Source organism: Actinomyces oris (assembly GCF_001937445.1).
GTDB lineage: Bacteria > Actinomycetota > Actinomycetes > Actinomycetales > Actinomycetaceae > Actinomyces > Actinomyces acetigenes.
Genome location: NZ_MSKS01000050.1, coordinates 21,313 through 48,080 on the forward strand (window position 1 = coordinate 21,313; position 26,768 = coordinate 48,080).

Consider the following 26,768-nt stretch of genomic DNA (forward strand, 5'->3'; position numbering starts at 1 on the left):
CGGGCAGGAGGAAGGAACCCATGACAGACGCGATCACTGAGACGGTGAGCGGCGCGGCGGAGCGCACCCGTGTCGCCGTCGTCCTGGCCCGGGGCCTGGGCACACGCATGCGGGCGAGCAGCGCGGCCGGCTCCGGCCTGACCTCCCAGCAGGCCACGGCCGCGGCCAGCGGCTACAAGGCCCTCATGCCCATCGGCGAGCACCGGCTCATCGACTACAGCCTCTCGGCCCTGGTCGACGCCGGGATCGAGCGGGCCGTCCTGGTCGTGGGGCCCGAGCACGAGGACTTCCGCCGCCACGTCGACTCCCTGGAGCTCAGCCGGCTCACGATCGACCTGGCCGTCCAGGTCAACCCCTTGGGGACGGCCGACGCCGTCCTGTCCGCCGAGGCCGCCGTGGGCGGGGAGCCCTTCCTCATGGTCAACGGGGACAACTACTACCCCCGTCAGGTGCTGCGCGACCTGGCCCGCCACCGGGGCAACGCCCTGGCCGGTTTCGACCGTGCCGCCCTGGTGGCCGAGTCCAACATCCCCGCCGAGCGGATCGCCGCCTTCGCCCTCGTGCGCGCCCGCGACGGGGCGCTGGAGGAGATCGTGGAGAAGCCCTCAGCGGAGGTGGTTCGGGCCGCCGGTCCCCACGCCCCGGTGTCGATGAACGCCTTCCGGTTCACCCCGGAGATCTTCGCCGCCTGCCGCCGCATCACCCCCTCGCCGCGCGGCGAGCTGGAGATCGTCGACGCCGTGCGCGCCCTGCCCGGCCCGGTCTCGGTCCTCTCTGCGACCGGCGGGGTCCTGGACCTGTCGCGGCGTGAGGACATCGCCGAGGTCGAGGCCCGCCTGTCCAGGACGGAGGTGTCGCTGTGAGCCGGGAGACGCACGGGGCGTTGAGTGAGGCGCCCGAGGAGACCGCCTGGCGGGTGCCCGGGCGCGTCGAGGTGCTGGGCAAGCACACCGACTACGCCGGCGGCTCGGTCCTGGTCGGCGCCGTCGACCGGGCGATCACGGCGCGGGCGCGTCGCGTGGCGGGGCCGCCGGGGTCCCTGACCGCCACCACGGACGGCGGTGATCCGGTCACCCTGCGCGCCGGGGTGGACCCGGGTCTGGAGCCGGGCCACTGGGGCCGCTACCTTCAGACGGTGCTGGACCGCCTCACCCTCAACTTCGGGGCGGGAGCCGCGGCCCACCTGTCCGTCTCCTCGGACCTGCCGCCGGCCTCCGGGATGAGCTCGTCCTCCGCGCTGGTGTGCGCCACGGCCCTGGCCCTGGCCTCCCTCAACGGCTGGGACGAGGATCCCCGGTGGATCGATTCGATGCCCGACCGACTGTCCCTGGCCGGCTACCTCGCCGCCGTGGAGGGTGGACGGGCGTGGCGGGACCTGCCGGGGACCAGCGGGGTGGGCACTCGCGGCGGGAGCGAGGACCACACCGGCATGCTGTGCGGTGCCCAGGACCGGCTGCTCCTGGCCGGGTTCGACCCGATACGCATCGATCAGACCATCTCCTTCCCCGCCCAGTGGGCGCTCGTCGTCGGCGTGAGCGGGGTGCTGGCCCACAAGACCGGTGCGGCCCTGGAGGACTACAACCGCGGGCCGAGTACCGTCCAGGCGGTGCTGGCCAGGTGGAATGAGTCCACCGGACGCACTGACGCCTCCCTGGCCGGTGCGGTCAGGCACCTGGTCGGGGAGGCCACCGGCGAGCAGGCGGCCGGTGACCCGGCCCTGAAGGACCTGCTGGGGCTGTGCGAGCCCGGCTACGAGAGGCAGCGGATCGAGCAGTTCCTCATCGAGTCCCTCGTCCTGGTTCCCACCGGTGCCCGGATGATCGCCGCGGCCGACCCGGGGGTGGGTGAGGTCCTCCACCGCTCCCAGGAGCTGGCCGACCGCGGCCTGTGCAACCAGGTGCCGCAGACTCGGCTCATGGTGTCGCTGGCCCGTCAGGCGGGCGCCATCGGTGCCTCCTCCTTCGGCGCCGGGTGGGGCGGGTCGGTGTACGCCCTGGTGCGGGCCGACGACGCTGAGGCCTTCGCCGAGCAGTGGATCGGGGCCTACCGGGACCGTGAGCCGGGCGCCGAGCAGGCCGCGGTGATCGTCACCAGGCCGGGGCCGGGGGCCTGCCGGCTGCTCTGAGCGCCCCGACCGGCCGGGTTCACACCGCGTCGCGGGTGACGGGGCAGGTCATGCAGTGCGAGCCGCCGCGGCCGCGCACGAGCTCGACGCCGGGGGTCTCGACGACCTCGATGCCGGCCTTGCGCAGGGCGTCGTTGGCGCGCTGGTTGTGGGCGTAGCCGATGACACGCCCGGGGGCCAGGGCCACGACGTTGCAGGAGTCCCGGGCGAGCTCGCGCAGGGCCTCGGCCTCGTCGGAGGCGCCGGGGCTGATGACGCGGAAGGAGTCGATGCCGGCGGCGCGGGCGAGGACCGCGTCCATCTGAGAGCCGTCGTGGACCGTCACCTGGAGGGACCGCCCGGTGGCTGCGGGCTCGATCTCCACGGTGGTGACCTCGGTGAAGCCGGGGAAGCGCAGGTAGGTGTCGGGGCTGACCATCGTCATGAGGGTGTCCAGGTGCATGACGGCCTCGAGCTGGGTGTAGAAGGCGGCGTCGGGCATGTGGACGCCGATGACCCGGTCGGCCACGCCGGAGGCGAAGAGCTGGGAGGCCAGGCGCTCCACGCCCGCGGCGGTGGAGCGGTGGGTCAGGCCCATGACGAGGGTCCGGTTACCCAGGATCTGGAAGTCGCCGCCCTCGATGGTCGAGGCGGCCGAGACCCGCCCCACCTCGCGCCACAGGCGGGCGTCCGGGCCGTCGGAGCCGGCGAGCTCGGCCAGGCGCGGGCCGAAGGCCGGGTGGTGGCGGTAGACGGCCTCGTAGCCGATGGCCTCACGACGGCGCGGCTCCAGGGCCATGGAGTTGACCGAGACCCCGCCGTAGAGCCAGGCCGACGCGTCGCGGGTGAAGAGCAGGTTGGGCAGCGGGGTGACGACGAACGGCCCCTCCAGGGTGGACAGGTAGGTGGAGGAGAACAGGTCGCACCCCTCGGAGGAGCTGAGGCGCTCGCGCAGTTCGGTGCGGGTGATGCCGCCCAGGAGCACCTCGGCGAGGTCGGCGTCGGGCAGGGACTGGAAGTAGTCGATGAGCAGCTCGGAGGCGGAGACGCCGACGACGTCGGGACCGATGGCCTCGTCCAGGACCAGCCGGCGGGCCTCGGGGACGGCCAGGACCTCGGTGAACAGCTCGCGGAAGTCGTGGACGATGACGCCCTCGGAGCGCAGGATCGCGGTGAAGGCGTCGTGCTCGGCCTGGGCCCGGGGGACGTTGAGGGCGTCGTCGAAGAGCAGGGAGTCGGCGTTGATGGGGGTCAGGCGGGCGATCTCCCCGCCGGGACGGTGGACGATCACCTCGCGCAGGGCACCGGTCTCGGAGTCGATTCGCCCCCCGCCCTCGGCCACGGGAACGAAGGGACGGCTGGCGGTCGCACCGGTCTGTGTCATGGGCACAGCGTAGTCGGAGGTCAGGGGTGTCTCCGCCCGGTCGCCGGCAGGAATGGTCCGCACCACCGCCGTCGCCCGCCATCGACAGGTTTTGTTGAGCGAAGAATCAACCGGGACGGCGAAGAACGCAGTTGTCGCAAACCACAGGAATGGTAAGATAAATTGTTCATAACACCCCCGAGACAGGAGTTCCCTCCATGAAATCTGTCGTCCGCATCTCCCTTGTCGCCCTGCTCCTGGCGGGCTTCGCCGCGCCGGCCAGCGCCGCGCCGGCCACCGCCCCCGCACGACACGACGACTCAGCAAGCTTCTTCGGGAAGCCCTACTACGACTTCTGCGTCTTCCCGCCCTCCATGTTGTGCGACTGGTCGAAGAACCGCTGGTACTCCTGAGAAATGTCGCCGCCATCCCTAAGCCCGCCCCTTAGGGATGGCGGCATTTTTCCGCCACCAAATACCCAAGATAAGCCTCAATCACAACATCGGCACCCACCTCAAGGACCATGCAGAACGATAGTTTCCTATCACGACTCTGGATGCGACACCAGAGGTTTTTGCCACGCCTGAGGCGAGCCACTCTCATTTCATTCATCATCCCCCTCATCCTTTTGGATGCCTTCACCTACCTCACTCTCAAAGATAACATAAATAATGCAATAGTTATTGGAGAAATATTTCAGATACTCTCGTTCCTCCCGTATGTCTACACAAAAGATCGACGAGTCGGGATGGCCACCTTTTCCATCGCACTCCTCATCATCTTTTCCGTTGCAGGATCACGCCTGGCGTGGGCATGGGTTCTTGTATACATTATAGTCGCCGACCTCACGGCAGCAAAGAAATCCAAACTCGCCCTTATCCAGCTCTCCGTGTTCTTTCTGGCGCAGCTCATTGCAGGGATCCCTTTCCTTCCCGTGACAGTCTGGACAGTATTCTGGGGAACCCTGTTCGCCTCCCTCGGGCTCCTGATCCGCAATACCAAAGACCGTTTGGAGGAGATGCAGCGGGAGGCGGAGCGTTCCAAGGAGATTGCTGCCGAGCTCATTCAGCAGCTGCGCCGCGATATCGCCGACAGCCTCCATGACGACCTGGCAGCCGACCTCACCCGCATGCTCATCATCTCCCGCTCCATCAGGCTCCCCCTCGGCGATGACCGCGACCGCGTCCTCGACCTGCAGGACCGGACCCAGCAGGCCCTCGCCCACCTGCGCCTGCTCATCCACAACCTCGCCGTCTCCCAGGGGCCGCCCAAGGAGGAGCCCACCCTTCAGGAGATCGTCGACTCCAGCGTCTCCACGCTGGCCCAGCGCGAGATCGTTCTGGACGCCGACCTCGACGGCATCGAGAGGATTCCGGCGCTGCACCGCTCCGAGCTCGGCCGGCTCCTGGTCGCCTTCATCCGCGAGAACACCCTCAACGCCCTCAAGTACAACTTCCCCCGCGACCTTGTCTCCCTCTTCGTGGAGCAGGAGCAGGACACCCTTTTCATCAGCTTCAGCTCACCCTGGCATGATCAGAAGGTGCCCGAGGAGATGCACGGGGGGTACGGTTTATGGGCCCTCCAAGACCGGTTCGAGAATGCCGGGGGTTCCTTGAGCTCGAACCGGATCGGAGCCTCCTGGACCGTTCTCGCCAGTCTTCCCTGGAACGAGATCGCCACACCAACCACTAATGCGAGATCCCTCATGTCGCCACCGGACGGAGCCGCTTATGCCTAGTCACACCCTGCGTTCCCTGCGAGTCCTCATCGTTGATGACGACCCGCTCATTCGCACCACCTTCGCCGAACAGCTCGATTCGCAGCGGGCCATTACCGTCGTCGCCGCCGCCTCCGGCGGACGGCAGGCCATCAGTCTGCTCATGACCGGGCAGCAGCCGATCGACGTCGTCCTGCTGGACAGCGACATGCCGGAGATGGATGGTGCCCAGACCGCCAGAGCGATCTATGAGCGCTTCCCCAGGATGCCCATTGTCATGTTCACCGTCTTCAGCCGTGACGAGATGCTCGCCGAGGCCCTGGCCGAGGGCGTCAACGGCTTCATCACCAAGGACGAGAGCACCGAGAACGTCGCTGCGGCGCTGCTGCGCGCCAGCCGTGGCGAGCCCGTCATGTCCTCACGCCCCACGAAGATGCTCGTCAACGCCTACCAGTCCGAGCAGAAGCGCGCCACCGCGGAGGCCCGCATCCAGGAGCTGGTCAACGAGCTGCCGCCCCGCCTCCGAGACATCTACACCTGCCTCCTGGAGGGGCTGACCAACCGGCGCATCGCCCGCAAGCTCGGCATCTCTGAGAACACCGTGCGCATCTACGTCTCCGAGGTCCTCCACCGCCTCGGCCACACCTCGCGCACCGAGCTCATCGCCGCGGCCCTGGGGAACTAGGGGCCACGGCCACCGCACCGGCACCCAGGGGTGGGGTCGAGCCCCGGTGGCCCTACGCTGAGGCCATGAACACCACCTCCGTTCACCCGTTGCCGCGCCGAGTCTCAGAGATCTTCTCCCCCGCCCGCTGGCGGGAGGTGTCCGGTTTCCCCCATGCCGAGGCCGGCACGGACCCCTCCCAGCAGCGGGCGCAGGCTCTCACGGATATCACCTACCACAGGGGCTGCGTCCGGGGCGAGAACGGCGCTTGGCTCCGGGACCTGCCGGTAGTCCGGGTGGCTTTCAACCGGCCCGAGGTGCGTAACGCCTTCCGCCCCCGCACCGTCGACGAGCTCTACCGGGTCCTGGACCACGCGCGCATGAGCGGCGACGTCGGCGCCGTCATCCTCACCGGCAACGGCCCCTCCCCGCGCGACGGCGGCTGGGCCTTCTCCTCCGGCGGCGACCAGCGCATCCGCGGTCGGGACGGCTACCGCTACGAGCAGGAGGACTCGCCACAGTCCCCGACGGCCGCAGGCGAGTCTGAGGACCGCGCCTACAGCCACGAGGCCGACGTCGCCGCCGCCCAGGCCCGCCTCGACACCGCACGGGCCGGCCGGCTCCACATCCTGGAGGTTCAGCGCCTCATCCGCACCATGCCCAAGGCGGTCATCGCCGCCGTCCCGGGCTGGGCCGCCGGTGGCGGTCACAGTCTCAACGTCGTGTGCGACCTGTCGCTGGCCTCGATCGAGCACGCGCGCTTCAAGCAGACCGACGCCGATGTCGGCAGCTTCGACGCCGGCTACGGCTCCGCGCTCCTGGCCCGGCAGGTCGGGGACAAGCGGGCCCGCGAGATCTTCTTCCTGGCCCGCACCTACGACGCCGTCACCGCCGAGCGCTGGGGCGTCGTCAATGAGGCGGTCCCCCACGCCGAGCTCGAGGAACGGGCCCTGGAGTACGCGGCCACGGTGGCGGGCAAGTCCCCGCAGGCCATCCGCATGCTCAAGCTCGCCTTCAACCTGGCCGACGACGGCTTGGCCGGCCAGCAGGTCTTCGCCGGCGAGGCCACGCGCCTGGCCTACATGACTGACGAGGCCGTGGAGGGGCGCGATGCATTCCTTCAGCGCCGTACCCCCGACTGGTCATCCTTCCCGTACTACTTCTGACCATTTCTGACTATGAGCCGTCAGCGCGACCGCCTATGAGGACTCCGGGGCGATATCCCAAGAGCATTCAGAATTGTGGCGAGGACCGGAATGAAGAGAATATTCCGAAAGGAACTCGCACCCTCGACATTCCCCTCCGATTCCCGCCGGAGTCGGAAATAGAAGTGCACATTGTTGCCCGCTCATCGCGACGATGACCGCCCTCGTCACCCGCCACGTCCGCCCAGCCTCAGAAAACCGCGGAATGACAGGAAAACGCCTCAGAGGCACTGACATCCATCAGCATCGAGGCCGGCCTCTTCGAAGCGACTTTACTGTTATCTACATCACGATTTGGGTGCTCATGTCACCCCGCGCCACCACACCCCGCCCCTCGGTTCGCCGCCAGGTGGAGTCCCCGGTGAGGTCGGCCGAGGGTGTGGGGCTCGGCGAGCCGGTCATGGTGCCGGCCTGGCCGGCACCCTCGTGAGTCTCGTCGCGAAGGCGCACTCCGGGGCGGGCGCCGATCACCTGCAGGCCGGAGGCGGTGTAGTCGGGCAGATGGCACTGGAGCGCGGCCGGGACGTCCAGGATCAGCTCCACGCCCAGCCCGAGCATGACGATGCCGATCCAGCGGATGAGGTCCTGCGGCAGGTGGAGCAGGCTCAGCAGGATAGACCCCAGGAGCGCCAAGAGCGTGAAACCGACCACAAAGTAGGTGACCGCGAGGCGGGGGTGGAAGCGGGAGGCGAAGCCGCCGTCGGCCCCCTTGTCACCACCGCGTGCGCCCCGCGCTTCTGCGGAGAGGAGGATGACGGGGAGCACGGGAGGAACGCGCGGGAGATACCCGCGATGAGCTCTCCAGTAGCCCGATGGCCACGAGACTCGAGACGGTTGTCACGATACTTCACCCATTCGGTCAGTTTCTTGTTGCTAGTCTCGAAAGAGGTTCGGAGCCACCGGCAACGGGGATTGTCGAACAACCGCATAGCCGTCTATGACGATCATCACTCGTGACGGGCGTCGTCAAGCTCTTCCTCGAGCTCCATGGACGACGTCGTCTCCGGACCCGCAAGAGCGGGCCATCCCGCACTGATACTGCACCAGCAAGCGCATAGGAGATCTCATGCGATTCACCGCTACACGTGCCAAGACCCTCGCCACCTCGCTCCTCATCGTCACCGCCGGACTCGGTCTGGCGGCCTGCTCGGGCTCCGGTTCGAGCGACTCGACCACTCCCGCCACCAACCAGACCGCGGGCAAGACCAGCGACGGTGGGGCCGCCACGCCCAGCGCTGACAGCAAGACGACCGGTGGCACCAACGGCGGAAGCGCTCACCCCACCGTCTCTCAGGGCCAGCAGCCCGGCGGCGACCACCAGCAGGGTGGTGCGGACAGCAGCGCCGGCACCCAGCAGGGTGGCCAGCAGCCTGGCGGCGACAACCAGCCCGGTGGCCAGCAGGGCGGCCAGCAGCAGGGTGGCTCCATTCAGGGCGACAACCAGCCCGGCGGCCAGCACCAGGAAGGACAGCAGCCCGGACAGCAGGGTGGCCAGCAGCAGGGCGGTGCGGACAGCAGCGCCGGCACCCAGCAGGGTGGCCAGCAGGGCGGCGGCAACTGAGCCGGCAGACCTGCACGACCCGTCTGGCGAGGGCCTCGCGGCAGCACCGACTGCGGCGAGGCCCTCGCCGGCTTTTCTCCACGGTTCGGCGCCTCGGCCGCGCCTCGGCGCAGCGGAGGGGACCGGAGGGGATGATGGCAACGTTGCGGCCCGGCTGCCTCCCATGCCAGGCTTCCGGGAGGCCGGGTCGGTGGACAACGGACGACTAAGACACCGTTCGATCTGCAAGCCGTCCACCGACCCGGTTCCCGTGCATGTTCCCAACCTCTGGAGACACCCATGCTGTCCACCCTGCTGAGGAGGACCGACCCAACGCGGCGTCGAGTCGGAACCGCGATCGTCGTCGGCATCATCGGAGGCCTCTTCTCCGCCATCGTCAAGTTCGGCTGGGAGGTCCCCTTCCCGCCCCGCACCCCGGAGCGCAACGCCACCAACCCGCCCCAGCAGCTCCTGGAGCAGCTGGGGATGAGCCCGGAGCAGTCCCACACCGGCGTCACCTTCAACGGCAACGAGGGGCTGCCGATCTACTCCTTCATCATCCACTTCAGCTTCGCGATCGTCTTCGCCGTCTTCTACTGCGTCATGGCGGAGTACTACAAGTCGATCACGCTGTGGCAGGGGGCCGCCTTCGGTCTGCTCGTGTGGGTGGGGGCGCACCTGGTGCTCATGCCGCTGACGGGCACGGTCCCCTCGCCCTTCCCGTGGGTCGACGGTGGGCAGACCTGGGCGGAGCACTTCTCCGAGGCGCTGGGGCACGTCATCTGGTTGTGGTCGATTGAGCTCGTGCGCCGGGACGTGCGCAACCGCATCACCCACCAGCCCGACCCGTGGGTTCCGCTCGACGCCGAACCGGCCCGCTGAGCCCGCAGGGCTTGGTGGTTCTCTCATAGGTGCGGCGGTCGGCATCCGCCAGTACTCCACGAGGGTCGGGGGCTCTGTGCTGTCTCCTCACTTCTGAGACATGTGACTGACATGGCTTCTGAGGCGCTCGTTCGGGCGGGAACCCTGGGCAGGCTGCGGTCCTGGAGGCGGGGCCGGGTGCGTAGGCCGCCGTCGCGTTCGTACCTTAGGTCTCGCGTTCGGGGGTTAAGGGTACGAACCGGAGGCCTACCCTACGAACGCGAGGCGAGAAGGCGCGGCCAGGAGTCGTGCTGCTCCTCGAAGGCCTCGGCCAGCGCCAGACGGTCCGCGAGTGGGAGGCCCGCCACCGGAACAGAGCGATCGCCCTGAACCACCCCGGCCTCGACGAATCCGGCCCACTCCTCCATGGCCGTCAGATGCAGCGCCAAGTTGTGGGTGTCGGGAGGTGTGAAGCCGTGGATGTCATAGGGCGCCTCCTGGAGGTCCACACGCGCCGTCTCGCGAAAGGCCACCCAGGGATGTCCTTGCGCCACCACCAGCATCCGATGAACCGGAAGCTGTGCACGCCCGAGGCGTTGAACACGGTGAAGCTCAGCAGTCGGTAGGCCATGAGAGAGGCCACAACCAGGCCACCGAGGACATAGGCACCCGTCATGGTCTCACTGGAGGCCCCTGTCAGTACCAGAAGGACTCCAGCGGCGATTCCTGCGGTGGCAGCCAGGAGCGGGAACATGACGAGATGAAGGAGGATGTATCCCGGGTTGCGCAGCGCCCGTGAAGACAAGGAAGCGCCGCTCGATCCAGCGGGATGGAACCATCGCCCAGTCGATGTACTTCGTTGACGCCCTGAGAGCTCCCCGCATGAGATTGACGCTCTCCCGAGCCCGGGCTCACAGGGTGATGATGATGGTGGCTGCAGCGAAGACGACACCGTAGGCCAGCTCCAGCAGGCCCGCATCACGCAGGGAGGCGATGAGATCACGCCCCCGGGCGCCGGAGCGCACTGGCGCGGTGGCCCGCCGCACCAGCGGCAGGAGCAGGAGCGGCGCCGCCAACGCGATGACCAGGGTCAGCAGCGGGCTGATGTGTCCCCCGCCGTCGACGGGGCTGGCTGATCCGGTCTCGCGCGCCCACACCAGGGCGACGGCCCCCAGCAGCAGGGGCACGTGAAGCATGAGGGAGAAGGCGCGTCGGGCGCCCCCCTCCCCCAGGCGGACCGCCAGGGTCATCTTGCCGTGGGCGGGGTCGGTGTCGATGTCGCGCAGGTTGTTGACCATGAGCAGGGAGCAGGCGAGCAGGCCGATCCCGCAGGCCGAGGGCCACAGCCACCCCGGCAGCGAGCCGGTCTGGACGTAGGTGGTGCCCACCGTGGCCACCAGGCCGAAGAAGATGAAGACGAAGACCTCCCCCAGGCCGGCGTAGCCGTAGGGGTGGGAGCCTCCGGTGTAGAACCATGCGGCCGCGATCGCTGCGGCTCCGACGACCAGCAGCCACCACTGGCCGCTGAGGACCACGAGGGCCAGCCCCAGGAGGGCTCCGAGCCCGAAGCAGCCGAAGGCGGCGAGCTTGACGGCACGGGGGGCGACCTGCCCGGAGGCGGTCAGGCGCGGCGGCCCGGTGCGATCGTCGTCGGTGCCGCGCACGCCGTCGGAGTAGTCATTGGCCAGGTTGCAGCCGATCTGCAGCGCCAAGGCCACGCCCGCGGCCAGCAGGCTCCGCACCACTGAGAGCTCCCCCATCGCGGCGGCCGCCCCGGCGCCCAGGATGACGGGGGCGACGGCGGCCGGCAGGGTGCGCAGACGCACCACCTCCCCCCAGCTGGTGGCGCGGGGACCGCTGTCCTGCGCGTGCTCGCCGTTCTCGCCGCTCACGGCTTCCTCCGATCCTCTCGCAGTCCTCTAGGGTAGGCGGCAGTGACCCTACCAGCGCCGTGGCCGACCCGCGTCGGGCGCCTGAGCCACACCTCGGCCGGTGAGGCAGCCGGCATCGTGATCGCCAGAAGGACCTCCGTGAGACACCCCGATCCCCGCCCTCGCACTCCTTCATCCATGTCTGGGCCCGCGGCGGCTGAGCCCCCGGCACGCGAACGCGCCCTCGGAGCGCTGACCGGGCTGGCCCTTGGCGACGCGCTGGGGATGCCCACCCAGTCGATGAGCCCAACACAGATCCGCCGGTACTACGGCGAGATCACTGGGCTGCGCGACGCCGTCGCCGAGCAGCCCATCGCCCCCTCAGTGCCTGCCGGCAGCATCACGGACGACACTGAGCAGGCTCTCATCCTGGCCGGTCTCCTCATCGACGGTGGCGGCCGCATCGACCCCCACCAGCTCGCCGAAGCCCTCCTGCGCTGGGAGGACGATATGCGCGCCCGCGGGTCCCTGGACCTGCTGGGACCTTCCACCAAGCTCGCCCTGGAGCAGGTGCGCGCCGGGGCGGACCCGCACTGCACCGGCAGACAGGGCACCACCAACGGCGCCGCGATGCGGGTGGCTCCAGTCGGCATCGCTTTCTCCGTGAGCGCCGACGGCGACGCGCTGGCCCGGGCCGTTCAGGCCTCCTGCCTGGTCACCCACGACACCCGGCAGGGCTTCGAGGCCGCAGGTCTCCTCGCCGCAGCGGTCAGCGCTGCCATCGACGGCGTCGACGCGGCGGGTGCGTTGGGGGCGGCGCTGGACTTCGTGGCCGCCCACCCCGAGGCGGGCCACTGGACGGAGAAGGCCTCCGTTGCCGCCCGCACCCGCCTGGCCCTGGAGACGAGTCGCGACCTGCACGGGGAGGCCCTGGCCGAGCATCTGCGCACCTACGTCGGAACCTCGGTGGAGTCGGCCGAGTCGGTCCCCTGCGCGCTGGTGATCATGCGGGAGTTCGCGCAGCGGCCCCTGGACGGGCTGTGCTTCGCCGCCGAGCTCGGGGGAGATACTGACACCATTGCCGCGATGGCCGGTGCGGTCCTGGGTGCGAGCGCGCCCCGTCTTCTTCCAGTCGAGCTGGTCGATCGGGTGCTGGAGCGCTCCGGCCTGAGGCTCGAGCCGGTCTGTGAGGCGCTGCTGGCGCTGCGCGGCGGCAGCGGGCACTGTCAGCAAGACGCTCCGGAGCAGAGGCGACCATGACGGGACGGGTCATTCACACCGGCCAGGTCGTCATTGACCTGACCTTGCGCATCGAGGCGATTCCCGAGCCCGGCGGTGACGTGTTCGCCGACGAGTCCTCCATGGCCGTCGGCGGTGGATTCAACGTGCTGGCCGCCGCCCGCCGGATGGGGGTCGAGACCCTGTACGCCGGGCCGCTGGGCGAGGGGCCCTTCGCTGAGGCGGCCCGGCGGGCCCTGGAGGAGATCGGGGTGGACCATGTCGGCCCGGTCGCACCCGGCGACCAGGGCTACTGCGTGGCCATGACCGATGCGAGGGCCGAGCGCACCTTCATCTCCACCTGCGGGGCCGAGACTCGTGGCCCGGTGGATGCCTTCGACCATCTGGAGGTGAGCGGCGACGACGTCGTCTACCTCTCCGGCTACTCCCTGGCCGATCCTGCCTCCAGGGTGGCGCTGGAGCGGTTGGCCGGGAGACTGACCAAGGCCCGGGCGGGGTGCACGGCACTGTTCGACGTCTCCCCCATGGTTGGTTCGGTCCCCATGAGCTCGCTGGAGCACCTTGGTGCGCTGGGGCCTGTCTGGTCGCTCAATGAGCGTGAGGCCGGGCTTCTCGCCGACCGCCTGGAGCTGCGGGTGGAGGCCGGTGACCACGCCGGAGTCTGCGAGGCGCTATCGGGTCGGCTCGGCACGGTACTGGTGCGGGCCGGGGAGCAGGGCTCCTGGTTCTCCGACGGCGGCGAGGCGTGCCATACCCCAAGCATCCCGGTGACGCCGGTGGACACCAACGGGGCCGGTGACGCGCACTCCGGTGTCCTGGCGGCGGCCCTGGCCCGGGGCGTCGACCTGACGACGGCGCTGCGCTGGGCGAATGTGGCCGGCGCCTTGACCACGACGCGCTTCGGCCCGGCCACCTGCCCGAGTGAGGCGGAGATCAGAGCTCTGGCGTAAGGAGCTCCGAGGTCACATCTGTCGCGGTCGCGGCCAGGAGCCGGGCGACCTCGCGCCGGTCGACCTTCCCGCTGGGGCGCAGCGGCAGGGCCTCCAGGACGACGACCCGTTTGGGGGCGTGGGCGCCATCCAGCCGGGCGCGGACCGCCTCACGCAGGGCGGTGCCGTCCCAACGCTTCAAGCGGCCCGGCTGCCCAACCGGTTCGAGCACGACGGCGGCGACGACGCGGCTTCCCCACTGCTCGTCGGGCAGGCCGACGACGCAGGCCTCGGCAACGCCGTCGATACCGGTGAGGGCCTCCTCCACGTGGCGGGGCTCAACCTTGACGCCCCCGGTGATGATGACGTCGTCCAGGCGGCCCAGGACCTCCAGACGCCCGTCGGGGTGCAGCCGGCCGCGGTCGGAGGTGGCCAGGACGCGCCTGGCGCCGCTGCGGTGAAAGCCCCCGCCGTCACCGGATCTGCCGCCGGGGCTGTCTGCGGGACTGTCTGCGGGACTGTGGCTGGGGGGCTGGAGGTAGTCCTCGGCCAGGACCGGACCGGAGATGAGGATGCGGCCGGAGCCCTCGGCGTCGGGGGCCTGGATGGTGACCTCGACCCCCTCCAGGGGGCGGCCGTTGTAGACGCAGCCCCCGCCGGTCTCGCTCATGCCGTAGGTGGTGACCACGGTGATGCCCACCCCGCGGGCCCGGTCCAGCAGCGCGGGGTCTGCGGCGGCGCCGCCCAGGAGGACGGCGTCGGCTTCTGCCAGGGCCCGGCGGGCCTGCGGATCCTGTAGGACGCGCACCAGCTGGGTGGGGACCAGGGAGACGTAGAGCCGGGAGGCGGCCGCCCCGGTGGACGGGCGCGCCGAGCTGAGGGCCTCCGCGAGCGCCGTCGGGCTGAAGCCTGCGCTCGTGTCGACCACGACGGGCTCGGTTCCGGCCTCCAGGGAGCGGGTGAGGATCTGCAGGCCGGCGACGTGGTGGGTGGGCAGGGTCAGGAGCCAGGTTCCCGGGCCGCCGAGGCGCGCATGGGTGGCACGGGCGGAGGCCATGAGGGCGGCAGCGCTCATGGCGATGAGCCGTCCGGTGCCGGTGGTGGAGCCGGAGGTGCGCAGGATGAGGTCGGTGCGTGCGGGGACGCGGGTGATGCGGCGGGCCAGGTCGGCGCGGACCCGGCCCTCGTCCTCCCCAGGGCCGATGGGGACGAGCAGCGGAGGAGGCGCGTCGGTCCGGTCTGCTTCTCCCACGGCTGCGGGGGCGGGCCGGCCGTCGGGACTGGTGAGCAGGCCGCGCAGGGCCAGGCGCTCGGCGAGGGCTGCGCGCAGGGCGGCGACGTCGTCGGGGGCGGTTCCACCGGTCATGAGGCGGAGGGAGGGCGGGTCGGGCACCCCATGATCGTGCCACGGCCCGGGCCCAATGGGGATGGGCAGACGGCTGGGTGGCAGGTCCCGGGCAGGTGCGGGGCCTGCGGGACCGTGCGGCTCGGTTAGGGTTGGCGCATGCGTATCGTCCTCATCGTCCTGGTGTTCGCTCTGACGCTGTACGCCCTGTTGGACTGCGCACGCACGCCGGATGAGAGCATGCCGGCGCGGATGCCGAAGTACCTGTGGATCACCCTGGTCGTCCTGTTCCCGACCATCGGCCCGATCGCCTGGATCATCGTCTCGCGGGTCAAGGCCGCTGAGGAGCGCGGTGGCTACGTCGAGCCCACCGTGTGGTCCTCCCGGGAGGGCACGACCTTCCGTCGCCCGCAGCGCGCCCGCCCCATGGCGCCCGACGACGACCCGGAGTTCCTCAGGGATCTGGAGCAGGACATCCGCCGTCGCAAGCACCACCCTCAAGAGCCCACCGGCGGTCACGACGCCAGCGACAACGATGAGGGCGCGGACGCGGGCGGGGCCGGCGGGGCCGACCGGACCAACCGGGCCAACAAGGACACTGACGCCGGCGAGACGGGCGGGACCGACCGCTCCGGAACCGACTCGCACTGATCAGCACCAACCAGCACTGACCCACGCTGACCGGAAGCGCGCCGGCCCGGCCTCGGCGCCCCGGACTCAGGGCAGGGCGGGGCGGGCCTGGGGCCAGGTGGTGGTGTCGACGTCGTAGCCGTGGGCGGCGGCGTGGATGAGCCAGTCGCCGGGGATCCAGGTGCGCCCGACGAGCTGGGGGTGCTCGGGCATGTAGCGCACCGCCCACAGGATGAGGACGAGCTCGGCCCACTGGGCCCGGATCTTGAGGCGCACCGAGCCGGAGGCGTTGGCGGCGGCGATGACGATCTCGCCGGTGGCGGTGAGCTGGACCTCCTGGATGTCGGCGTAGGAGATGGGCATGACGCCCTCCCCCGTGCCCAGGTAGATGCCGTGGGTGGACACGCTCAGGCGGGCGCCGGCCAGGTGGCGCCACTTCTCGACGGCGTCGGCCTCGGCGGCGCGGCGGCGCCGGTGGTTGAGGTAGGCCTGGCCGCCGAAGAAGGCGGCCGTCAGGGCCAGGCCGACGGGGCCGCCTGCCAGGAAGAAGCCCCGGGAGGGGTTGTAGGTGGCGTCCCCGCGCCGCCACAGGAGCAGCTCGGCGTCGCAGGTGGCCAACATGACCTCCCCGGATCCCAGGGCGGGGCGCACGGGGTCGATGGTCGGTGAGACCGGGTTGGGGCGGCGGCCCTGGCGGGTGGCGGTCAGGACGGCGGCCGTGTGCCACCACACGAAGTCCTGCCCGGTCCAGGGGCGGCGCGGGGTGGGGCGCGCACGGCCGGGACGGATGACCTCACCGGGCGGGCCGGTGCGCACGACCTCGCCGCCGACCGGGCGCGAGGGCGGCTGCTGGGTCACCGGGCCGCCTCGGCGTGCCCGTCGGGGCTGACGGGGCTGGCAGGGACGACAGGGCTGCCGGGGCTGGCACTGCCCGCGGTCTGGGCGGAGGAGGTGCCGGGCACCATGTCGCGGGCCTGGCGCAGCAAGTCGCCGGCCGGCTCCCAGTAGGCCAGCCCCACCAGGGTGCGGTCCTCGAAGGTCAGGGAGGTCAGGGAGGCCAGGGCGCACTGGCGGCGGCGCGGGTCGTGGGCCAGGGGGCGGCCCTCCAGGAAGAGGCGCAGCGACCAGACGGGCAGCTGGTGGGAGACGAGGAGCGCCTCGTGGCCCTCGGCGAGGTCGAGCGCGGAGACGACGGCGCCGCGCATGCGCTCGACGATCTCCCGGTAGGGCTCGCCCCAGGAGGGGCGCAGCGGGTTGATGTAGCTGGACCAGTAGGTGGGGTGGGCCAGGATCCAGCGGTTGCGGTTGACGGCCACGCCCTCGAAGGAGTTGCCGGCCTCGATGAGTCGGGGATCCGTCGTCGGCACCAGGCCGAAGGCGGCGGCGGTGGGGGCGCCGGTCTCCCGGGCCCGTTCCAGGGGTGAGGTGATGACCCGGGTGATGTCGTGCCCGGATGCGGACAGGACGTCGGCGACCTGCTGGGCCATCTGGTGGCCCAGGGCCGACAGGTGGTACCCGGGCAGGCGGCCGTAGAGGATGCCGCCTGGGTTGTGCACCTCGCCGTGCCGCATGAGGTGGATCGTCGTGCGCGCCATGCGGTGATTCTCGCACGCCCACCGGCAACGGTCAGCCACCGGGGACCGTAGGGTGTTCCCATGACGACTCGCAGCGCATGGGGTCTCGGTCTGGCGACCGTGACTGACGACGGCAACACCCTCGACGTGTGGTACCCCCGCCCGGTTCTCGGTGACGAGCCCGAGGACGGGCACGCCGACCTCCTGGCCTCCCTGAGCGCCATGGAGCGCCGTGATGAGGCCCGTGGCGTCCACACCACCGTGGTGCGCACCTGGGCCGACCTCGACGACGCCCCCCAGACCGTGGCCGGCGCCTACCTGCGCCTGCACACGCTGTCCCACCGCCTGGTCCGGCCCAACACCGTCAACCTGGACGGGATCTTCTCCCGCCTGCCCAACGTGGTGTGGACCTCCGCCGGCCCCTGCCGCGCCGAGGACTTCGAGACCACCCGCATGCGGCTGCGCGCCGCCGTGGGACGCCCCGTCCAGGTGCACTCGGTGGACAAGTTCCCCCGCATGACCGACTACGTGCTGCCCTCGGGGGTGCGCATCGGCAACGGCGCGAACGTGCGCCTGGGCGCCTACCTGTCCGAGGGCACCACGGTCATGCACGCCGGCTTCGTCAACTACAACGCCGGGACGCTGGGGCGCTCCATGGTCGAGGGCCGCATCTCCCAGGGGGTCGTCATCGGTGACGGCTCCGACGTCGGCGGCGGCGCCTCCACGATGGGCATGCTCTCGGGCGGCCGGCGCCAGCGCGTGGCCCTGGGCGAGCGCTGCCTGCTGGGGGCGAACTCGGGGCTCGGGATCCCGCTGGGTGACGACTGCGTCGTCGAGGCCGGCCTGTACCTGACGGCCGGCACGAAGGTCTCCCTCATGCCGCAGGGCGGCGTGGTGCCCGGCAACCACGGCCTGTTCAAGGAGCCGCGCGTGGTCCCGGCCCGCGAGCTGGCCGGCGCCTCCAACGTCCTGTTCCGCCGCAACTCCCAGTCCGGCGCCGTCGAGGCCCTGGCCCGCGGCGGCAAGAGCATCGAGCTGGGCCCGCCCCAGCACGCCGGCCAGTAGGGCTCTCCTCCTCCGACTCCCCCGCCGCCGCGTTTCTCGTTCCGGCCGTCTTCCGCCTCAGCCGCGGGAGGCGGCCGGTCGCGTTGGACGACCCGCCGAAACACAGGGTTCACACTCTATGCCAGTATCACTGTGTTCGTTATCATAGTGATGGGTTGTTCTGCGCAAAGGAGGGTGGGTCAGATGGCTGCGACGTCCACGATCGCCCGCGCCCCTGAGGCTGCTCAGCCCGTTGGTGACGCGCTTCCTCCCCGGCGCAGGCGCCGCACCCCCGTGTGGGCCTCGCAGCGCGTCCTCAAGGTGACGATGGCGGTCACCGGCACAATCATGGCCCTGTTCGTCGTGGTCCACATGGTCGGCAACCTCAAGGTTCTCGCGGGCCCGCAGGCCTTCAACGGCTACGCCGCCTGGCTGCGGCGGGTCGCCTACCCGCTCCTGCCGCACGAGGGGCTCCTGTGGGCGATGCGCCTGGCCCTGGGGACCTGCGTCGCGGCGCACGTGGCGGCGGGGATCACGCTGTGGCGACGGGCGAGGAGCGCTCGCGGGGCCTTCCGGCGCCGGGCCCTGCCCGCCCGCACCATCGGTGCCCGCTCCATGCTGGTGACCGGCGCCCTCATCGGGGTCTTCGTCCTCATCCACCTTCTCGACCTGACCGTCGGCCGCCTCATCGCCCCTGAGGGCTTTCAGGCGCCGACGACGTCGAACGGCGAGCTGCAGGTCAGCGCCTACCACAACCTCGTGGCGAGCCTGTCGCGTCCCGGCATGGCGGTCTTCTACAGCCTGGTCATGCTGGCGCTCTCCCTCCACCTGGCGCAGGGCCTGTGGAACGTGGTCATCGACCTGGGCGGCACCGGCCCCAGGCTGCGCAAGGCCTGCCGCGCCCTCGCCCTGGCCGTGGCCCTGTCCATCGCCGTCGTCAACGGCCTGCTGCCCGTCCTCATCTGCACGGGGGTGATCGGATGAGCGCGAGTACGCCGGGGGCCGTCGGCGGCCTGTACGACGTCGGCGAGGACCTTGATGCGCATCTGCCGGACTGTCCGCCCGAGCAGGCCTGGGAACGCCGGCGCGACGAGTACCGCCTGGTCAATCCCGCCAACCGCCGCAAGCTGACCGTCATCGTGGTGGGCACCGGACTGGCCGGCGCCGGCGCGGCCGCGACCCTGGGGCGCCTGGGTTACCGGGTGGAGTGCTTCAGCCTGCACGACGCCCCGCGCCGCGCCCACTCGGTGGCCGCACAGGGTGGGGTCAACGCCGCCCGGGCCCGCAAGGTCGACGGCGACTCCCTGGCGCGCTTCGTCAAGGACACCGTCAAGGGCGGGGACTACCGGGGACGGGAGGCCGACGTCGTGCGCCTGGGGCTGGAGTCCGGCCGGGTCATCGACCACATGGAGGCGATCGGGGCGCCCTTCGCCCGCGAGTACGGCGGCCAGCTCGCCACCCGCTCCTTCGGCGGGGTGCAGGTCTCGCGCACCTACTACACGCGCGGACAGACCGGCCAGCAGCTGGAGATCGCCTGCGCCCAGGCCCTCCAGGAGCAGGTCGCCGCCGGGAGCGTCCGCATGCACACCCGCACCGAGATGCTCGACCTCATCGTGGCCGACTCCCGCGCGCAGGGCATCGTCACCCGGGACCTGCTCTCCGGCGAGGTGCGCGCCCACACCGCGCACGCCGTCGTGCTGGCCACCGGCGGCTACGGCAGCGTCTACCACTACTCGACCCTGGCCATAGCCTCCAACGCCACCGCCACCTGGCGCGCCCACCGGCGCGGGGCGGCCTTCGCCTCGGCCTGCATGGTGCAGTTCCACCCCACGGCGCTGCCGGTGAGCTCCCACTGGCAGTCCAAGACGACGCTCATGAGCGAGTCCCTGCGCAACGACGGGCGCATCTGGGTGCCCGCGAGCCCCGGGGACGAGCGGGCCCCGAACGAGATCCCCGAGGACGAGCGCGACTACTACCTGGAGCGCAAGTACCCGGCCTTCGGCAACCTCACTCCGCGTGACGTGGCCTCGCGCAACGCCCGCGAGCAGATCGAGTCCGGCCGCGGCGTCGGGCCACTGCGCAACTCGGTCTACCTCGACTTCCGCGACGCGCTGGAGCGGCTGGGCAGGCAGACCATCGCCTCGCGCTACGGCAACCTGTTCGAGATGTACCTCGACGCCACCGGGGAGGACCCCTACGAGGTGCCCATGCGCATCGCCCCGGGGGCCCACTTCACGATGGGCGGCCTGTGGGTGGACTTCGACCAGATGTCCACCATCCCGGGGCTGTTCGTGGGCGGGGAGGCCTCGAACAACTACCACGGCGCCAACCGCCTGGGGGCGAACTCGCTGCTGAGCGCCAGCGTGGACGGCTGGTTCGTGCTGCCGCTGGCCGTGCCGAACTACCTGGCCGGGCTGGTGGGCAGTAGGCCCCTGAGCCCCGACGCGCCGGAGGCGCTCCAGGCCGTGGCCGATACCCGCGAGCGCATTGAGGCGCTCATGGCGGTGGGCGGGACCCACCGTCCGGTGTGGTTCCACCGCCGGCTGGGCGAGGTCCTCTACGCCGGCTGCGGGGTCAGCCGCTCCGAGGCGGGACTGCTGCGCGCCCTGGAGGAGGTGCGCGCCCTGCGTGAGGAGTTCTGGGCCGACGTCACCGTGGTCGGCGGCCAGGCGCGACTCAACCAGGAGCTGGAGAAGGCGCTGCGGGTCGCCGACTTCCTGGAGCTGGCGGAGGTCATGGTCCTCGACGCCCTGGACCGGCGCGAGTCCGCCGGCGCCCACTTCCGTGAGGAGTATGCGACCCAGGGCGGCGAGGCCCGGCGCAATGACGAGACGTGGTGCTCGGTGTCGGCCTGGCAGACGGGGGACGATGGCGGGCACACGCGCCGCACGGAGCCGCTGAGCTTCTCGCTGGTGCCCATGCAGGTGAGGGACTACCGATGAGGATCGAGCTGGAGATCTGGCGGCAGGACGGGCCGCGGGCACGGGGCTTCTTCGAGAGTCACGTGGTAGAGGACGCCGAGCCGCAGATGAGTCTGCTCGAGCTGCTCGACCGTCTCAACGACCAGATCATCGAGGCCGGTGGCGAGCCGGTGGTCTTCGAGTCGGACTGCCGGGAGGGGGTGTGCGGGGCCTGTGGCTTCCTCGTCAACGGGGTGCCGCACGGGCCGCTGGATACGACCCCGGCCTGCCGTCAGCACCTGCGGGCCTTCCCGGGGGTGACGCGCTTCCGGCTGGAGCCGTGGAGGTCTGCGGCCTTCCCGGTCATCAGGGACCTGGTGGTGGACCGCACGGCACTCGACGAGCTCATCCGGGCGGGCGGGACCGTGGACGTGGCCGCGGGGACCGCGCCGGACGCCGACGACGTCGCCCAGGGGCACCTGCAGGCGGAGCGGGCGCTGGATTTCGCGGCCTGCATCGGCTGCGGGGCCTGCGTGGCGGCCTGCCCGAACGGGGCGGCGGCGCTCTTCGCGGGGGCGAAGCTGGCGCACCTGTCGCTCATGCCGCAGGGGCGCATCGAACGGGGGCGCCGGGCCCGGGCGATGACGCGGGAGCTCGATGAGCTCTTCGGGCCGTGCTCGGTGTACGGCGAGTGCGTGCCGGCGTGCCCGGCGGGGATCCCGATCGAGGCGATCGCGCTGCTCAACCGGGAGGTGCTGCGCGCCGGCCTGCGCGGGGCGACCCACGACGACTAGGGACCGTTGCACAAGTAGGGACGCATCCGCGAGTTCGTAGGGTAGGTCGCCGGTTCGTACCCTGAACCCCCGAACGCGAGGCATAAGGTACGACCGCGACGTCGACGACCGGCGAGAATCGAGCTCAGGCAGCGGGCTTGTGGGCGACGAGGGCGATGCCGACCATGTCCTTCTCGTAGCGCTTGAAGATGGCGGCCATCTCCTGGACGCGCTGGCGCAGCGCCTTGTCGGCGGCGACGTTGCGCGCGATCCGCAGGAAGCCGCCCAGCCCCTCGTCGTGAATGTTGCGCCCGACCTTGAGCAGGGCCATGGGGGCGGTGTCGGCCCAGTCGACGACGAGTCCGGCGTCCTCCATGAGCTCCTTCCAGGCGGCGGCGGTCATGGGGCGGGCGTTGACGTGGATGGAGCGGGCCAGATCGCGGCGCAACCGGGTGTAGTAGTCCTTGTCGATGTCGTCGGGGGTGACGCCGAGCTCGTGGATGGCGTAGCGCCCGCCGGGGCGCAGGACGCGGGCGGCCTCGGCGACGATGGCGGCCTTGCCCTTGTCCCCCTGCATGGTGAGCATGGCCTCGCCGACGACGACGTCGGCGCTGCCCTCGTCCAGGCCGGTGTCGGCGGCCTCGCCCTGGCGGACGGTGCCGAGGTCCCCGACGACGACGGCCACACGCCGGGCGGCGTCGGGGTCGCGGTCGATGGCCGTGTAGGAGGCGGGGTGGGCCTTGATGATCTCGGCGGCGGTGCGCCCCAGGCCCGGGGCGAGCTCGACGACGTCGGCACCCGCGAGGCCGGCATGGTTGAGCATGGCGGCGGACAGGGCGGCGCCGCCAGGTCGCAGGACGCGTTTGCCGGCGCGGGCCAGGACCCAGTGGCCGGGTGCGGAGGCGATGGGGCGGTCGGCGTGAGGCAGAGGCAGGTCGGTCGAGGCGGCAGGCTTCTTGCTCATAAGGCAAGCCTAACCGTAGCGGATCTGCCACGGACAGAGCCTGACATCGATGACTCTACGACGCGAGCAGGGCTCCCGGACGGCTCCGGCCTCAGAAGACAAACGCCAGCGTGGCAGCCAAGTTCGGCTCGCGCCCGCCGACGAGTAGGACACCAGCACCACAGCTATAAGGCGGACTATGCAGATGCGACGTCTTGAAGGTTGTCGAGGAAGCTCCTGATGACCTCGGCACCGCTCGCGAGCGCGTCAATCTGTTCCTCGACGTCGCGGAGCCGACGGCGCAGCTCGGGTGCAACGGAGGGGCAGGCTCTCAGCGCACCGCTTTCCGTGGCGCAGGGCAGCACCGTCCTGACAAGTGAGAGCGGAAATCCGGCATGGGACAGCGCAACGATCTGGCGGGCGACTAGAACCTCTCCAGCGTCGTAGTCACGATAGCCATTGTCACGGCGCGCGGGCGCCAGCAGCCCCTCAGCCTCGTAGTAGCGCAGCATCCGCGGGCTAGTGCCAGCGCGTCGGGCAGCTTCGGTGATGCGCATACGCCCCTCCTCGATCAATTTACTGGACCACGTCAGCATCTCTTGACATTGACAGCAATGTCAAGGCTTAGCGTTGAGGCGCTCTCAACAGACTGGAGGACGCTATGGACCGAAAACTTTCACTACTCGGGTTCGCGGTCATGTTCCTAATCGGCTCCGACACCTTCGTCGTCGCACCACTGCTGCCATCGCTGGCCAAGGCATACGACGTGTCGACGACGCAAAGTGGCTGGCTGGTCAGCATCTATGCAATCGGATACGCACTCACCGGCCTGGTGTCCGGGCCGATCTCAGACCGAGGTAATCGCCGGATCATCCTTACGCTTGGGATGGTGGTCTTCGCATTGGCAACAGCAGGCTGCGCAGTTTCCCCGGGATTCTGGACAATGTTCACCTTCCGTTTTATCACTGGCGGCGCTGCAGCCGTAGCTGCACCACAAGTATGGGCTATGATTCCCTCCCTAGTCGGCCCGGATCAGAAGCACATTTTGCGCGTCATGGGATATACAACTGCCGGACTATCAATCGCTCAGGTTGTCGGAGTCCCTCTCGGAAGTCTCCTCGCGATCATAGACTGGCGCATCATCTTCCCCATTATCGGGATATGCTCGTTGGCGCTAACAGTCACACTCTGGTACCAAATCCCTGATATCCATCCCGCCACGACAACTAAAAAAGTGCCGTACCTGACCCTACTCCACGTGCCACAAGCATTCACACGATTCCTGTCCTACCTCCTGTACACCCTGGCATTCTTCACCGTGTTCACCTACGCACCGACCTGGTTGGAAGACGGTCTGGGCACCTCGAAAGTCACAGTGGCGCTCATCGTCCTGGCTGGCGGGATCGGTAACACGATCGGCAGCCTTTTCGGTGTCCGACTAACCGGCCGCATGACCCCCGTGCGAGCCATATACTTGAGCGCCACAGTGATGGGCATTGCTTATCTGGCGCTCGCCGTATCTCCGCCTCCGATCGTTGTCGGACTGGTATTCCTGCCTCTCTTCGCCTGCGGAGGCGCGATGCTCAGCGTCCGCATGCTCCACCTGCAGCAACTTGACAGCACAGCACGCGGTACCATCTCCACCCTCACTAGCGCGGTGATGTACCTCGGCACAACAGTGGCAGGGTTAATCGGCGGCCCACTGCTCACTCTCACCAACAACTTCGCCGCTATCGGCATCACCGCATTCATACTGAGCACCGTCAGCGCACTGATGATCCGTCCAAGCAGCCTCGGAGAAGAGATCAATCAGTAAAATGGAAAACACACTGAAGCAGTCACCATCTGTCATCGAAGGTGGACAACAATCGCCAACATATGTCAGCGAAACCCGTGCCGGATTCGCCCCGTTCATGGAAGATAAAGTTCTAGCCGACCAGGATACAAAAATCGGCGACAGTACGTGGATCCGGTACGGTTCGGAGCTCCGTAACGCAGTGGTCTCCCGGCACGTCTTCATCGGACCCCTGCACCCAGTGGAGGCTCGACCCTACTCCTGCCGTCGCCACTGAGCCCACCAAGGTACCCACGGCCGCCCCGACCAGTACCGCTTCAAAGCGGCCCCTCCCCAACACAGGGATCAACGCGAGCAGGTTGACGGCCCTGGCGATCCTCGGACTGCTCACCGGCGCGGCAGTTCTCCACCACCGCCGCAGGGTCACCTCGTAGCCGGTGATACCCGGACACGACCAGGCTCGCCGATCACAGTGTTGGGGCCGTTCCTCTCCTGGAGCGGCCCCAACGCATGTCACGCTACGGTGGCCACATGGACCAGCTCATCACTCCCGCCATCCGGTGCAACGGCAACGCCGACGAGGCGGCCCGGTTCTACGCCGACGTCTTCCGCGAGGGCTCCGTCGTCGAGCAGGTGCCCGGGTACGCGGCCACGGTCAGCATTCACGGATTCCAGCTCTCGCTCATCAACGGCGGCGACCAGGACGCCCCGAACCCGTCAATCAGCTGCATCCTGAGCTTCGATCCGCTCCTGTTCGGTGGCGAGGAGCAGGCCCGGGCCTACCTCGATGAGCTCTACGAGCGTCTGTCCACCGGCGGTGTGCTCATGGAGCTGGGCGAGTACCCCTTCTCTCCGCGCTACGCCTGGGTTCGCGACCGCTTCGGCATGACCTGGCAGCTCATGCTCACCGACCCGGCCGGCGAGCCGCGCCCCTTCATCCTGCCCTCCTTCATGTTCGGCGGCCCCAACCACGCCAACGCCGAGGAGGCCACCGAGGCCTGGATCACCCTGTTCGACGACGCCCGCCGCGGGGCCCTGCGCCGCTACGAGGAGGGCGGGCCGATGGAGGCGGGGACCGTCATGTTCACCGACTTCACGCTGCGCGGCACCTGGGTGGCGGCCATGGACTCGGGGGCCTTCCACGACTTCACCTTCACACCCGGAGTCTCCATGATCGTCTCCTGCCGGGACCAGGAGGAGATCGACCGCTACTGGGCGGGGCTGTCGGCCATGCCCGAGGCCGAGCGCTGCGGCTGGTGCGTCGACCGCTGGGGCGTCTCCTGGCAGGTCGTCCCCCACAACATCGCAGACCTCATGGCCGACGCCGCCACGCGCGAGAAGCTCCTGCACATGGGCAAGATCGACCTGGCCGGCCTGTAGGCCACCGAGCTCACCACGACGGTCTCGGCGACGTTCAGGCAGGTATTTCGTATTACACTTGTCGTATGGAGACCATTGATGGCGTGCCAGTCACCGACGAGACCATCCAGGAGTGGGCTGACGAAGCGGAACGTGGATACGACGTCGAAGTGCTGAAGAAGCGAGGACGCCGCCCCATCGGGGATGGTGCGGCGCGAGTCGTCCCAGTCCGCATGGACGACAGTCTGGTGGCCGCGGTCGACCAGCGTGCTGAGAAGGACGGCACCAGCCGCTCCGAGATCATTCGCTCAGCCGTACGAGCCTTCGTCGCGTGAAAGTCCACAACTCAGCGCTCAAGCATGGCATCAGCGCTGCGGATGCCCTCTACGCCGCCAACCACCGGATCTACGAGAGCTGGCCGGACGACGATGTACCAGCCAAGCAGTTCGTCATGGGTTTCGACAGCCAAGGACGGCTTCTGGAACTCGTCATTCTCACCTTCGACAGTGGTCACCAGCTGCCCATCCATGCGATGAAGGCGCGTCGCCATCTCCTGGATCTGATCGACTGATGCCCAGCAGACCAGAGGCCCACCTCGACTCTGCAACGAGACATCCTGATTCGATGGAGGGCCAGGCAGCCCCTCGTGATGCGGTCGAGTACTGCCCGGTGGTGGCCTTCGTGCCGACCGGGATCCCTGTTCACTCGGTTACAGCCGCCCGATCTACGAGCAACTGGCGGCACCCCACAAGCGGATGATCGACGACGTACTTCTGCGTCGGGGACGTACTTCTCCCCCAAACCACTGCGGGCGGACCTCAGTGGTTTGGGGGAGAACGCAGTCCTCGTCGGGAAAGTACGTCCCCGACCCGCACCGCCCGGCCACAGAAACCGGCCACAAACAACCAGCCA

Annotated in this window: 29 protein-coding genes; 20 read left to right on the forward strand and 9 right to left on the reverse strand. The window is 69.6% G+C overall.

Features of this window, described 5'->3' with window-relative positions; translation table 11 throughout:
* Positions 1-20 precede the first annotated feature (20 nt).
* Positions 21-863: a nucleotidyltransferase family protein gene (locus BKH20_RS12080; RefSeq protein WP_075391260.1), complete on the forward strand. Its 843-nt coding sequence runs from the start codon at positions 21-23 to the stop codon at positions 861-863.
* Positions 860-2,125, forward strand: a complete 1,266-nt coding sequence (locus BKH20_RS12085; RefSeq protein WP_256693172.1) for a galactokinase family protein — start codon at positions 860-862, stop codon at positions 2,123-2,125. The genes BKH20_RS12080 and BKH20_RS12085 overlap by 4 nt, the downstream gene beginning before the upstream one ends.
* A 19-nt stretch (positions 2,126-2,144) precedes the next feature.
* Here BKH20_RS12085 and BKH20_RS12090 read toward each other — a convergent pair whose 3' ends face one another.
* Positions 2,145-3,488: an arginine deiminase family protein gene (locus BKH20_RS12090; RefSeq protein ID WP_075391315.1), complete on the reverse strand. Its 1,344-nt coding sequence runs from the start codon at positions 3,486-3,488 to the stop codon at positions 2,145-2,147.
* 197 nt (positions 3,489-3,685) lie between these two features.
* Between BKH20_RS12090 and BKH20_RS12095 the strand changes: the two genes are divergently transcribed.
* The 4 genes from BKH20_RS12095 (at position 3,686) to BKH20_RS12110 (ending at position 7,014) form a co-directional block, all read left to right on the forward strand.
* The gene (locus BKH20_RS12095; RefSeq protein WP_075391262.1) at positions 3,686-3,880 is read left to right on the forward strand and encodes a hypothetical protein; all 195 of its coding nucleotides are present in this window, start codon (positions 3,686-3,688) and stop codon (positions 3,878-3,880) included.
* A 605-nt stretch (positions 3,881-4,485) separates the two neighbouring features.
* Entirely contained in the window at positions 4,486-5,205 is a 720-nt protein-coding gene (locus BKH20_RS14820) for a hypothetical protein (RefSeq protein WP_256693179.1), read from the forward strand.
* Positions 5,198-5,869: a response regulator gene (locus BKH20_RS12105; RefSeq protein WP_075391264.1), complete on the forward strand. Its 672-nt coding sequence runs from the start codon at positions 5,198-5,200 to the stop codon at positions 5,867-5,869. Before BKH20_RS14820 ends, BKH20_RS12105 begins: the two co-directional genes overlap by 8 nt.
* A gap of 65 nt (positions 5,870-5,934) precedes the next feature.
* Positions 5,935-7,014, forward strand: a complete 1,080-nt coding sequence (locus BKH20_RS12110; protein ID WP_075391265.1) for a 1,4-dihydroxy-2-naphthoyl-CoA synthase — start codon at positions 5,935-5,937, stop codon at positions 7,012-7,014.
* Positions 7,015-7,335: 321 nt separating this feature from the next.
* On the opposite strand, the gene BKH20_RS14825 is transcribed toward BKH20_RS12110, so the two are convergent.
* A complete protein-coding gene (locus tag BKH20_RS14825) occupies positions 7,336-7,818 on the reverse strand; it encodes a hypothetical protein (RefSeq protein ID WP_075391266.1) in 483 nt (160 codons plus the stop codon).
* Between the two features lie 301 nt (positions 7,819-8,119).
* Between BKH20_RS14825 and BKH20_RS12120 the strand changes: the two genes are divergently transcribed.
* Both BKH20_RS12120 and BKH20_RS12125 read left to right on the forward strand, forming a co-directional pair.
* Entirely contained in the window at positions 8,120-8,614 is a 495-nt protein-coding gene (locus BKH20_RS12120; protein WP_075391267.1) for a hypothetical protein, read from the forward strand.
* Positions 8,615-8,893: 279 nt separating this feature from the next.
* A complete protein-coding gene (locus BKH20_RS12125) occupies positions 8,894-9,475 on the forward strand; it encodes a YagU family protein (protein WP_075391268.1) in 582 nt (193 codons plus the stop codon).
* Positions 9,476-9,726: 251 nt separating this feature from the next.
* Here the strand turns inward: BKH20_RS12125 and BKH20_RS14830 are convergent, their stop codons facing one another.
* Both BKH20_RS14830 and BKH20_RS12135 read right to left on the reverse strand, forming a co-directional pair.
* A complete protein-coding gene (locus tag BKH20_RS14830) occupies positions 9,727-9,987 on the reverse strand; it encodes a hypothetical protein (RefSeq protein WP_256693173.1) in 261 nt (86 codons plus the stop codon).
* A gap of 378 nt (positions 9,988-10,365) precedes the next feature.
* Positions 10,366-11,346, reverse strand: a complete 981-nt coding sequence (locus BKH20_RS12135) for a 1,4-dihydroxy-2-naphthoate polyprenyltransferase (protein ID WP_075391269.1) — start codon at positions 11,344-11,346, stop codon at positions 10,366-10,368.
* 177 nt (positions 11,347-11,523) lie between these two features.
* On the opposite strand from BKH20_RS12135, the gene BKH20_RS12140 reads away from it, so the two are divergent.
* Positions 11,524-12,585: an ADP-ribosylglycohydrolase family protein gene (locus BKH20_RS12140; protein WP_075391270.1), complete on the forward strand. Its 1,062-nt coding sequence runs from the start codon at positions 11,524-11,526 to the stop codon at positions 12,583-12,585.
* Positions 12,582-13,514 (forward strand): PfkB family carbohydrate kinase, encoded by a 933-nt coding sequence (locus tag BKH20_RS12145; protein ID WP_075391271.1) that lies wholly within the window; start codon positions 12,582-12,584, stop codon positions 13,512-13,514. Before BKH20_RS12140 ends, BKH20_RS12145 begins: the two co-directional genes overlap by 4 nt.
* On the opposite strand, the gene BKH20_RS12150 is transcribed toward BKH20_RS12145, so the two are convergent.
* Complete coding sequence (locus BKH20_RS12150) at positions 13,498-14,886, reverse strand: AMP-binding protein (protein WP_081381708.1); 1,389 nt, start codon at positions 14,884-14,886, stop codon at positions 13,498-13,500. The two genes, BKH20_RS12145 and BKH20_RS12150, sit on opposite strands and share 17 nt — an antisense overlap.
* Before the next feature lie 111 nt (positions 14,887-14,997).
* On the opposite strand from BKH20_RS12150, the gene BKH20_RS12155 reads away from it, so the two are divergent.
* Complete coding sequence (locus tag BKH20_RS12155) at positions 14,998-15,489, forward strand: PLD nuclease N-terminal domain-containing protein (protein ID WP_075391272.1); 492 nt, start codon at positions 14,998-15,000, stop codon at positions 15,487-15,489.
* Between the two features lie 66 nt (positions 15,490-15,555).
* Here BKH20_RS12155 and BKH20_RS12160 read toward each other — a convergent pair whose 3' ends face one another.
* Complete coding sequence (locus tag BKH20_RS12160; RefSeq protein ID WP_256693174.1) at positions 15,556-16,326, reverse strand: hypothetical protein; 771 nt, start codon at positions 16,324-16,326, stop codon at positions 15,556-15,558.
* A complete protein-coding gene (locus BKH20_RS12165; protein ID WP_075391273.1) occupies positions 16,323-17,063 on the reverse strand; it encodes a histidine phosphatase family protein in 741 nt (246 codons plus the stop codon). Before BKH20_RS12165 ends, BKH20_RS12160 begins: the two co-directional genes overlap by 4 nt.
* Positions 17,064-17,123: 60 nt before the next feature.
* On the opposite strand from BKH20_RS12165, the gene dapD reads away from it, so the two are divergent.
* The 4 genes from dapD (at position 17,124) to BKH20_RS12185 (ending at position 21,780) form a co-directional block, all read left to right on the forward strand.
* Complete coding sequence (gene dapD / locus BKH20_RS12170; protein ID WP_070659634.1) at positions 17,124-18,107, forward strand: 2,3,4,5-tetrahydropyridine-2,6-dicarboxylate N-succinyltransferase; 984 nt, start codon at positions 17,124-17,126, stop codon at positions 18,105-18,107.
* Positions 18,108-18,290: 183 nt separating this feature from the next.
* Entirely contained in the window at positions 18,291-19,070 is a 780-nt protein-coding gene (locus tag BKH20_RS12175) for a succinate dehydrogenase cytochrome b subunit (protein ID WP_081381709.1), read from the forward strand.
* Positions 19,067-21,028 carry a fumarate reductase/succinate dehydrogenase flavoprotein subunit gene (locus BKH20_RS12180; protein ID WP_075391274.1) on the forward strand — a complete coding sequence of 654 codons (1,962 nt, stop codon included), beginning with the start codon at positions 19,067-19,069 and terminating at the stop codon, positions 21,026-21,028. The genes BKH20_RS12175 and BKH20_RS12180 overlap by 4 nt, the downstream gene beginning before the upstream one ends.
* The gene (locus tag BKH20_RS12185) at positions 21,025-21,780 is read left to right on the forward strand and encodes a succinate dehydrogenase/fumarate reductase iron-sulfur subunit (RefSeq protein WP_075391275.1); all 756 of its coding nucleotides are present in this window, start codon (positions 21,025-21,027) and stop codon (positions 21,778-21,780) included. The genes BKH20_RS12180 and BKH20_RS12185 overlap by 4 nt, the downstream gene beginning before the upstream one ends.
* 124 nt (positions 21,781-21,904) lie before the next feature.
* Here the strand turns inward: BKH20_RS12185 and BKH20_RS12190 are convergent, their stop codons facing one another.
* Both BKH20_RS12190 and BKH20_RS12195 read right to left on the reverse strand, forming a co-directional pair.
* Positions 21,905-22,723, reverse strand: coding sequence for a class I SAM-dependent methyltransferase (locus tag BKH20_RS12190; RefSeq protein WP_075391276.1), 819 nt, complete (start codon positions 22,721-22,723; stop codon positions 21,905-21,907).
* 176 nt (positions 22,724-22,899) lie between these two features.
* Positions 22,900-23,259, reverse strand: a complete 360-nt coding sequence (locus BKH20_RS12195; RefSeq protein WP_075391319.1) for a MerR family transcriptional regulator — start codon at positions 23,257-23,259, stop codon at positions 22,900-22,902.
* Between the two features lie 104 nt (positions 23,260-23,363).
* Here BKH20_RS12195 and BKH20_RS12200 point away from each other — a divergent pair, with 104 nt between their 5' ends.
* From BKH20_RS12200 to BKH20_RS12215, 5 genes are all read left to right on the forward strand, one after another.
* Positions 23,364-24,518: an MFS transporter gene (locus BKH20_RS12200; RefSeq protein ID WP_075391277.1), complete on the forward strand. Its 1,155-nt coding sequence runs from the start codon at positions 23,364-23,366 to the stop codon at positions 24,516-24,518.
* A gap of 338 nt (positions 24,519-24,856) precedes the next feature.
* Positions 24,857-24,931: a hypothetical protein gene (locus BKH20_RS14835; RefSeq protein ID WP_256693180.1), complete on the forward strand. Its 75-nt coding sequence runs from the start codon at positions 24,857-24,859 to the stop codon at positions 24,929-24,931.
* A gap of 97 nt (positions 24,932-25,028) precedes the next feature.
* On the forward strand, positions 25,029-25,877 hold the full coding sequence (locus BKH20_RS12205) for a VOC family protein (protein ID WP_075391320.1): 849 nt from the start codon (positions 25,029-25,031) through the stop codon (positions 25,875-25,877).
* A gap of 65 nt (positions 25,878-25,942) precedes the next feature.
* The gene (locus BKH20_RS12210; RefSeq protein ID WP_075391278.1) at positions 25,943-26,191 is read left to right on the forward strand and encodes a ribbon-helix-helix domain-containing protein; all 249 of its coding nucleotides are present in this window, start codon (positions 25,943-25,945) and stop codon (positions 26,189-26,191) included.
* Positions 26,188-26,427 carry a toxin gene (locus BKH20_RS12215; RefSeq protein WP_075391279.1) on the forward strand — a complete coding sequence of 80 codons (240 nt, stop codon included), beginning with the start codon at positions 26,188-26,190 and terminating at the stop codon, positions 26,425-26,427. Before BKH20_RS12210 ends, BKH20_RS12215 begins: the two co-directional genes overlap by 4 nt.
* Positions 26,428-26,768 lie beyond the last annotated feature (341 nt).

What these genes read in the sequence shown, in the direction of transcription:
- BKH20_RS12110 (WP_075391265.1), top strand. Translation starts at nt 5,935, where the DNA reads ATGAACACCACCTCCGTTCACCCGTTGCCGCGCCGAGTCTCAGAGATC.
- BKH20_RS12080 (WP_075391260.1), top strand. Translation starts at nt 21, where the DNA reads ATGACAGACGCGATCACTGAGACGGTGAGCGGCGCGGCGGAGCGCACC.
- BKH20_RS12175 (WP_081381709.1), top strand. Translation starts at nt 18,291, where the DNA reads ATGGCTGCGACGTCCACGATCGCCCGCGCCCCTGAGGCTGCTCAGCCC.
- BKH20_RS12155 (WP_075391272.1), top strand. Translation starts at nt 14,998, where the DNA reads ATGCGTATCGTCCTCATCGTCCTGGTGTTCGCTCTGACGCTGTACGCC.
- BKH20_RS12125 (WP_075391268.1), top strand. Translation starts at nt 8,894, where the DNA reads ATGCTGTCCACCCTGCTGAGGAGGACCGACCCAACGCGGCGTCGAGTC.
- BKH20_RS12210 (WP_075391278.1), top strand. Translation starts at nt 25,943, where the DNA reads ATGGAGACCATTGATGGCGTGCCAGTCACCGACGAGACCATCCAGGAG.
- BKH20_RS12120 (WP_075391267.1), top strand. Translation starts at nt 8,120, where the DNA reads ATGCGATTCACCGCTACACGTGCCAAGACCCTCGCCACCTCGCTCCTC.
- BKH20_RS12200 (WP_075391277.1), top strand. Translation starts at nt 23,364, where the DNA reads ATGGACCGAAAACTTTCACTACTCGGGTTCGCGGTCATGTTCCTAATC.
- BKH20_RS12140 (WP_075391270.1), top strand. Translation starts at nt 11,524, where the DNA reads ATGTCTGGGCCCGCGGCGGCTGAGCCCCCGGCACGCGAACGCGCCCTC.
- BKH20_RS12195 (WP_075391319.1), bottom strand. Translation starts at nt 23,259, where the DNA reads ATGCGCATCACCGAAGCTGCCCGACGCGCTGGCACTAGCCCGCGGATG.
- BKH20_RS12145 (WP_075391271.1), top strand. Translation starts at nt 12,582, where the DNA reads ATGACGGGACGGGTCATTCACACCGGCCAGGTCGTCATTGACCTGACC.
- BKH20_RS14820 (WP_256693179.1), top strand. Translation starts at nt 4,486, where the DNA reads ATGCAGCGGGAGGCGGAGCGTTCCAAGGAGATTGCTGCCGAGCTCATT.
- BKH20_RS12185 (WP_075391275.1), top strand. Translation starts at nt 21,025, where the DNA reads ATGAGGATCGAGCTGGAGATCTGGCGGCAGGACGGGCCGCGGGCACGG.
- BKH20_RS12180 (WP_075391274.1), top strand. Translation starts at nt 19,067, where the DNA reads ATGAGCGCGAGTACGCCGGGGGCCGTCGGCGGCCTGTACGACGTCGGC.
- BKH20_RS12190 (WP_075391276.1), bottom strand. Translation starts at nt 22,723, where the DNA reads ATGAGCAAGAAGCCTGCCGCCTCGACCGACCTGCCTCTGCCTCACGCC.
- BKH20_RS12165 (WP_075391273.1), bottom strand. Translation starts at nt 17,063, where the DNA reads ATGGCGCGCACGACGATCCACCTCATGCGGCACGGCGAGGTGCACAAC.
- BKH20_RS12205 (WP_075391320.1), top strand. Translation starts at nt 25,029, where the DNA reads ATGGACCAGCTCATCACTCCCGCCATCCGGTGCAACGGCAACGCCGAC.
- BKH20_RS12090 (WP_075391315.1), bottom strand. Translation starts at nt 3,488, where the DNA reads ATGACACAGACCGGTGCGACCGCCAGCCGTCCCTTCGTTCCCGTGGCC.
- BKH20_RS12105 (WP_075391264.1), top strand. Translation starts at nt 5,198, where the DNA reads ATGCCTAGTCACACCCTGCGTTCCCTGCGAGTCCTCATCGTTGATGAC.
- dapD (WP_070659634.1), top strand. Translation starts at nt 17,124, where the DNA reads ATGACGACTCGCAGCGCATGGGGTCTCGGTCTGGCGACCGTGACTGAC.
- BKH20_RS12095 (WP_075391262.1), top strand. Translation starts at nt 3,686, where the DNA reads ATGAAATCTGTCGTCCGCATCTCCCTTGTCGCCCTGCTCCTGGCGGGC.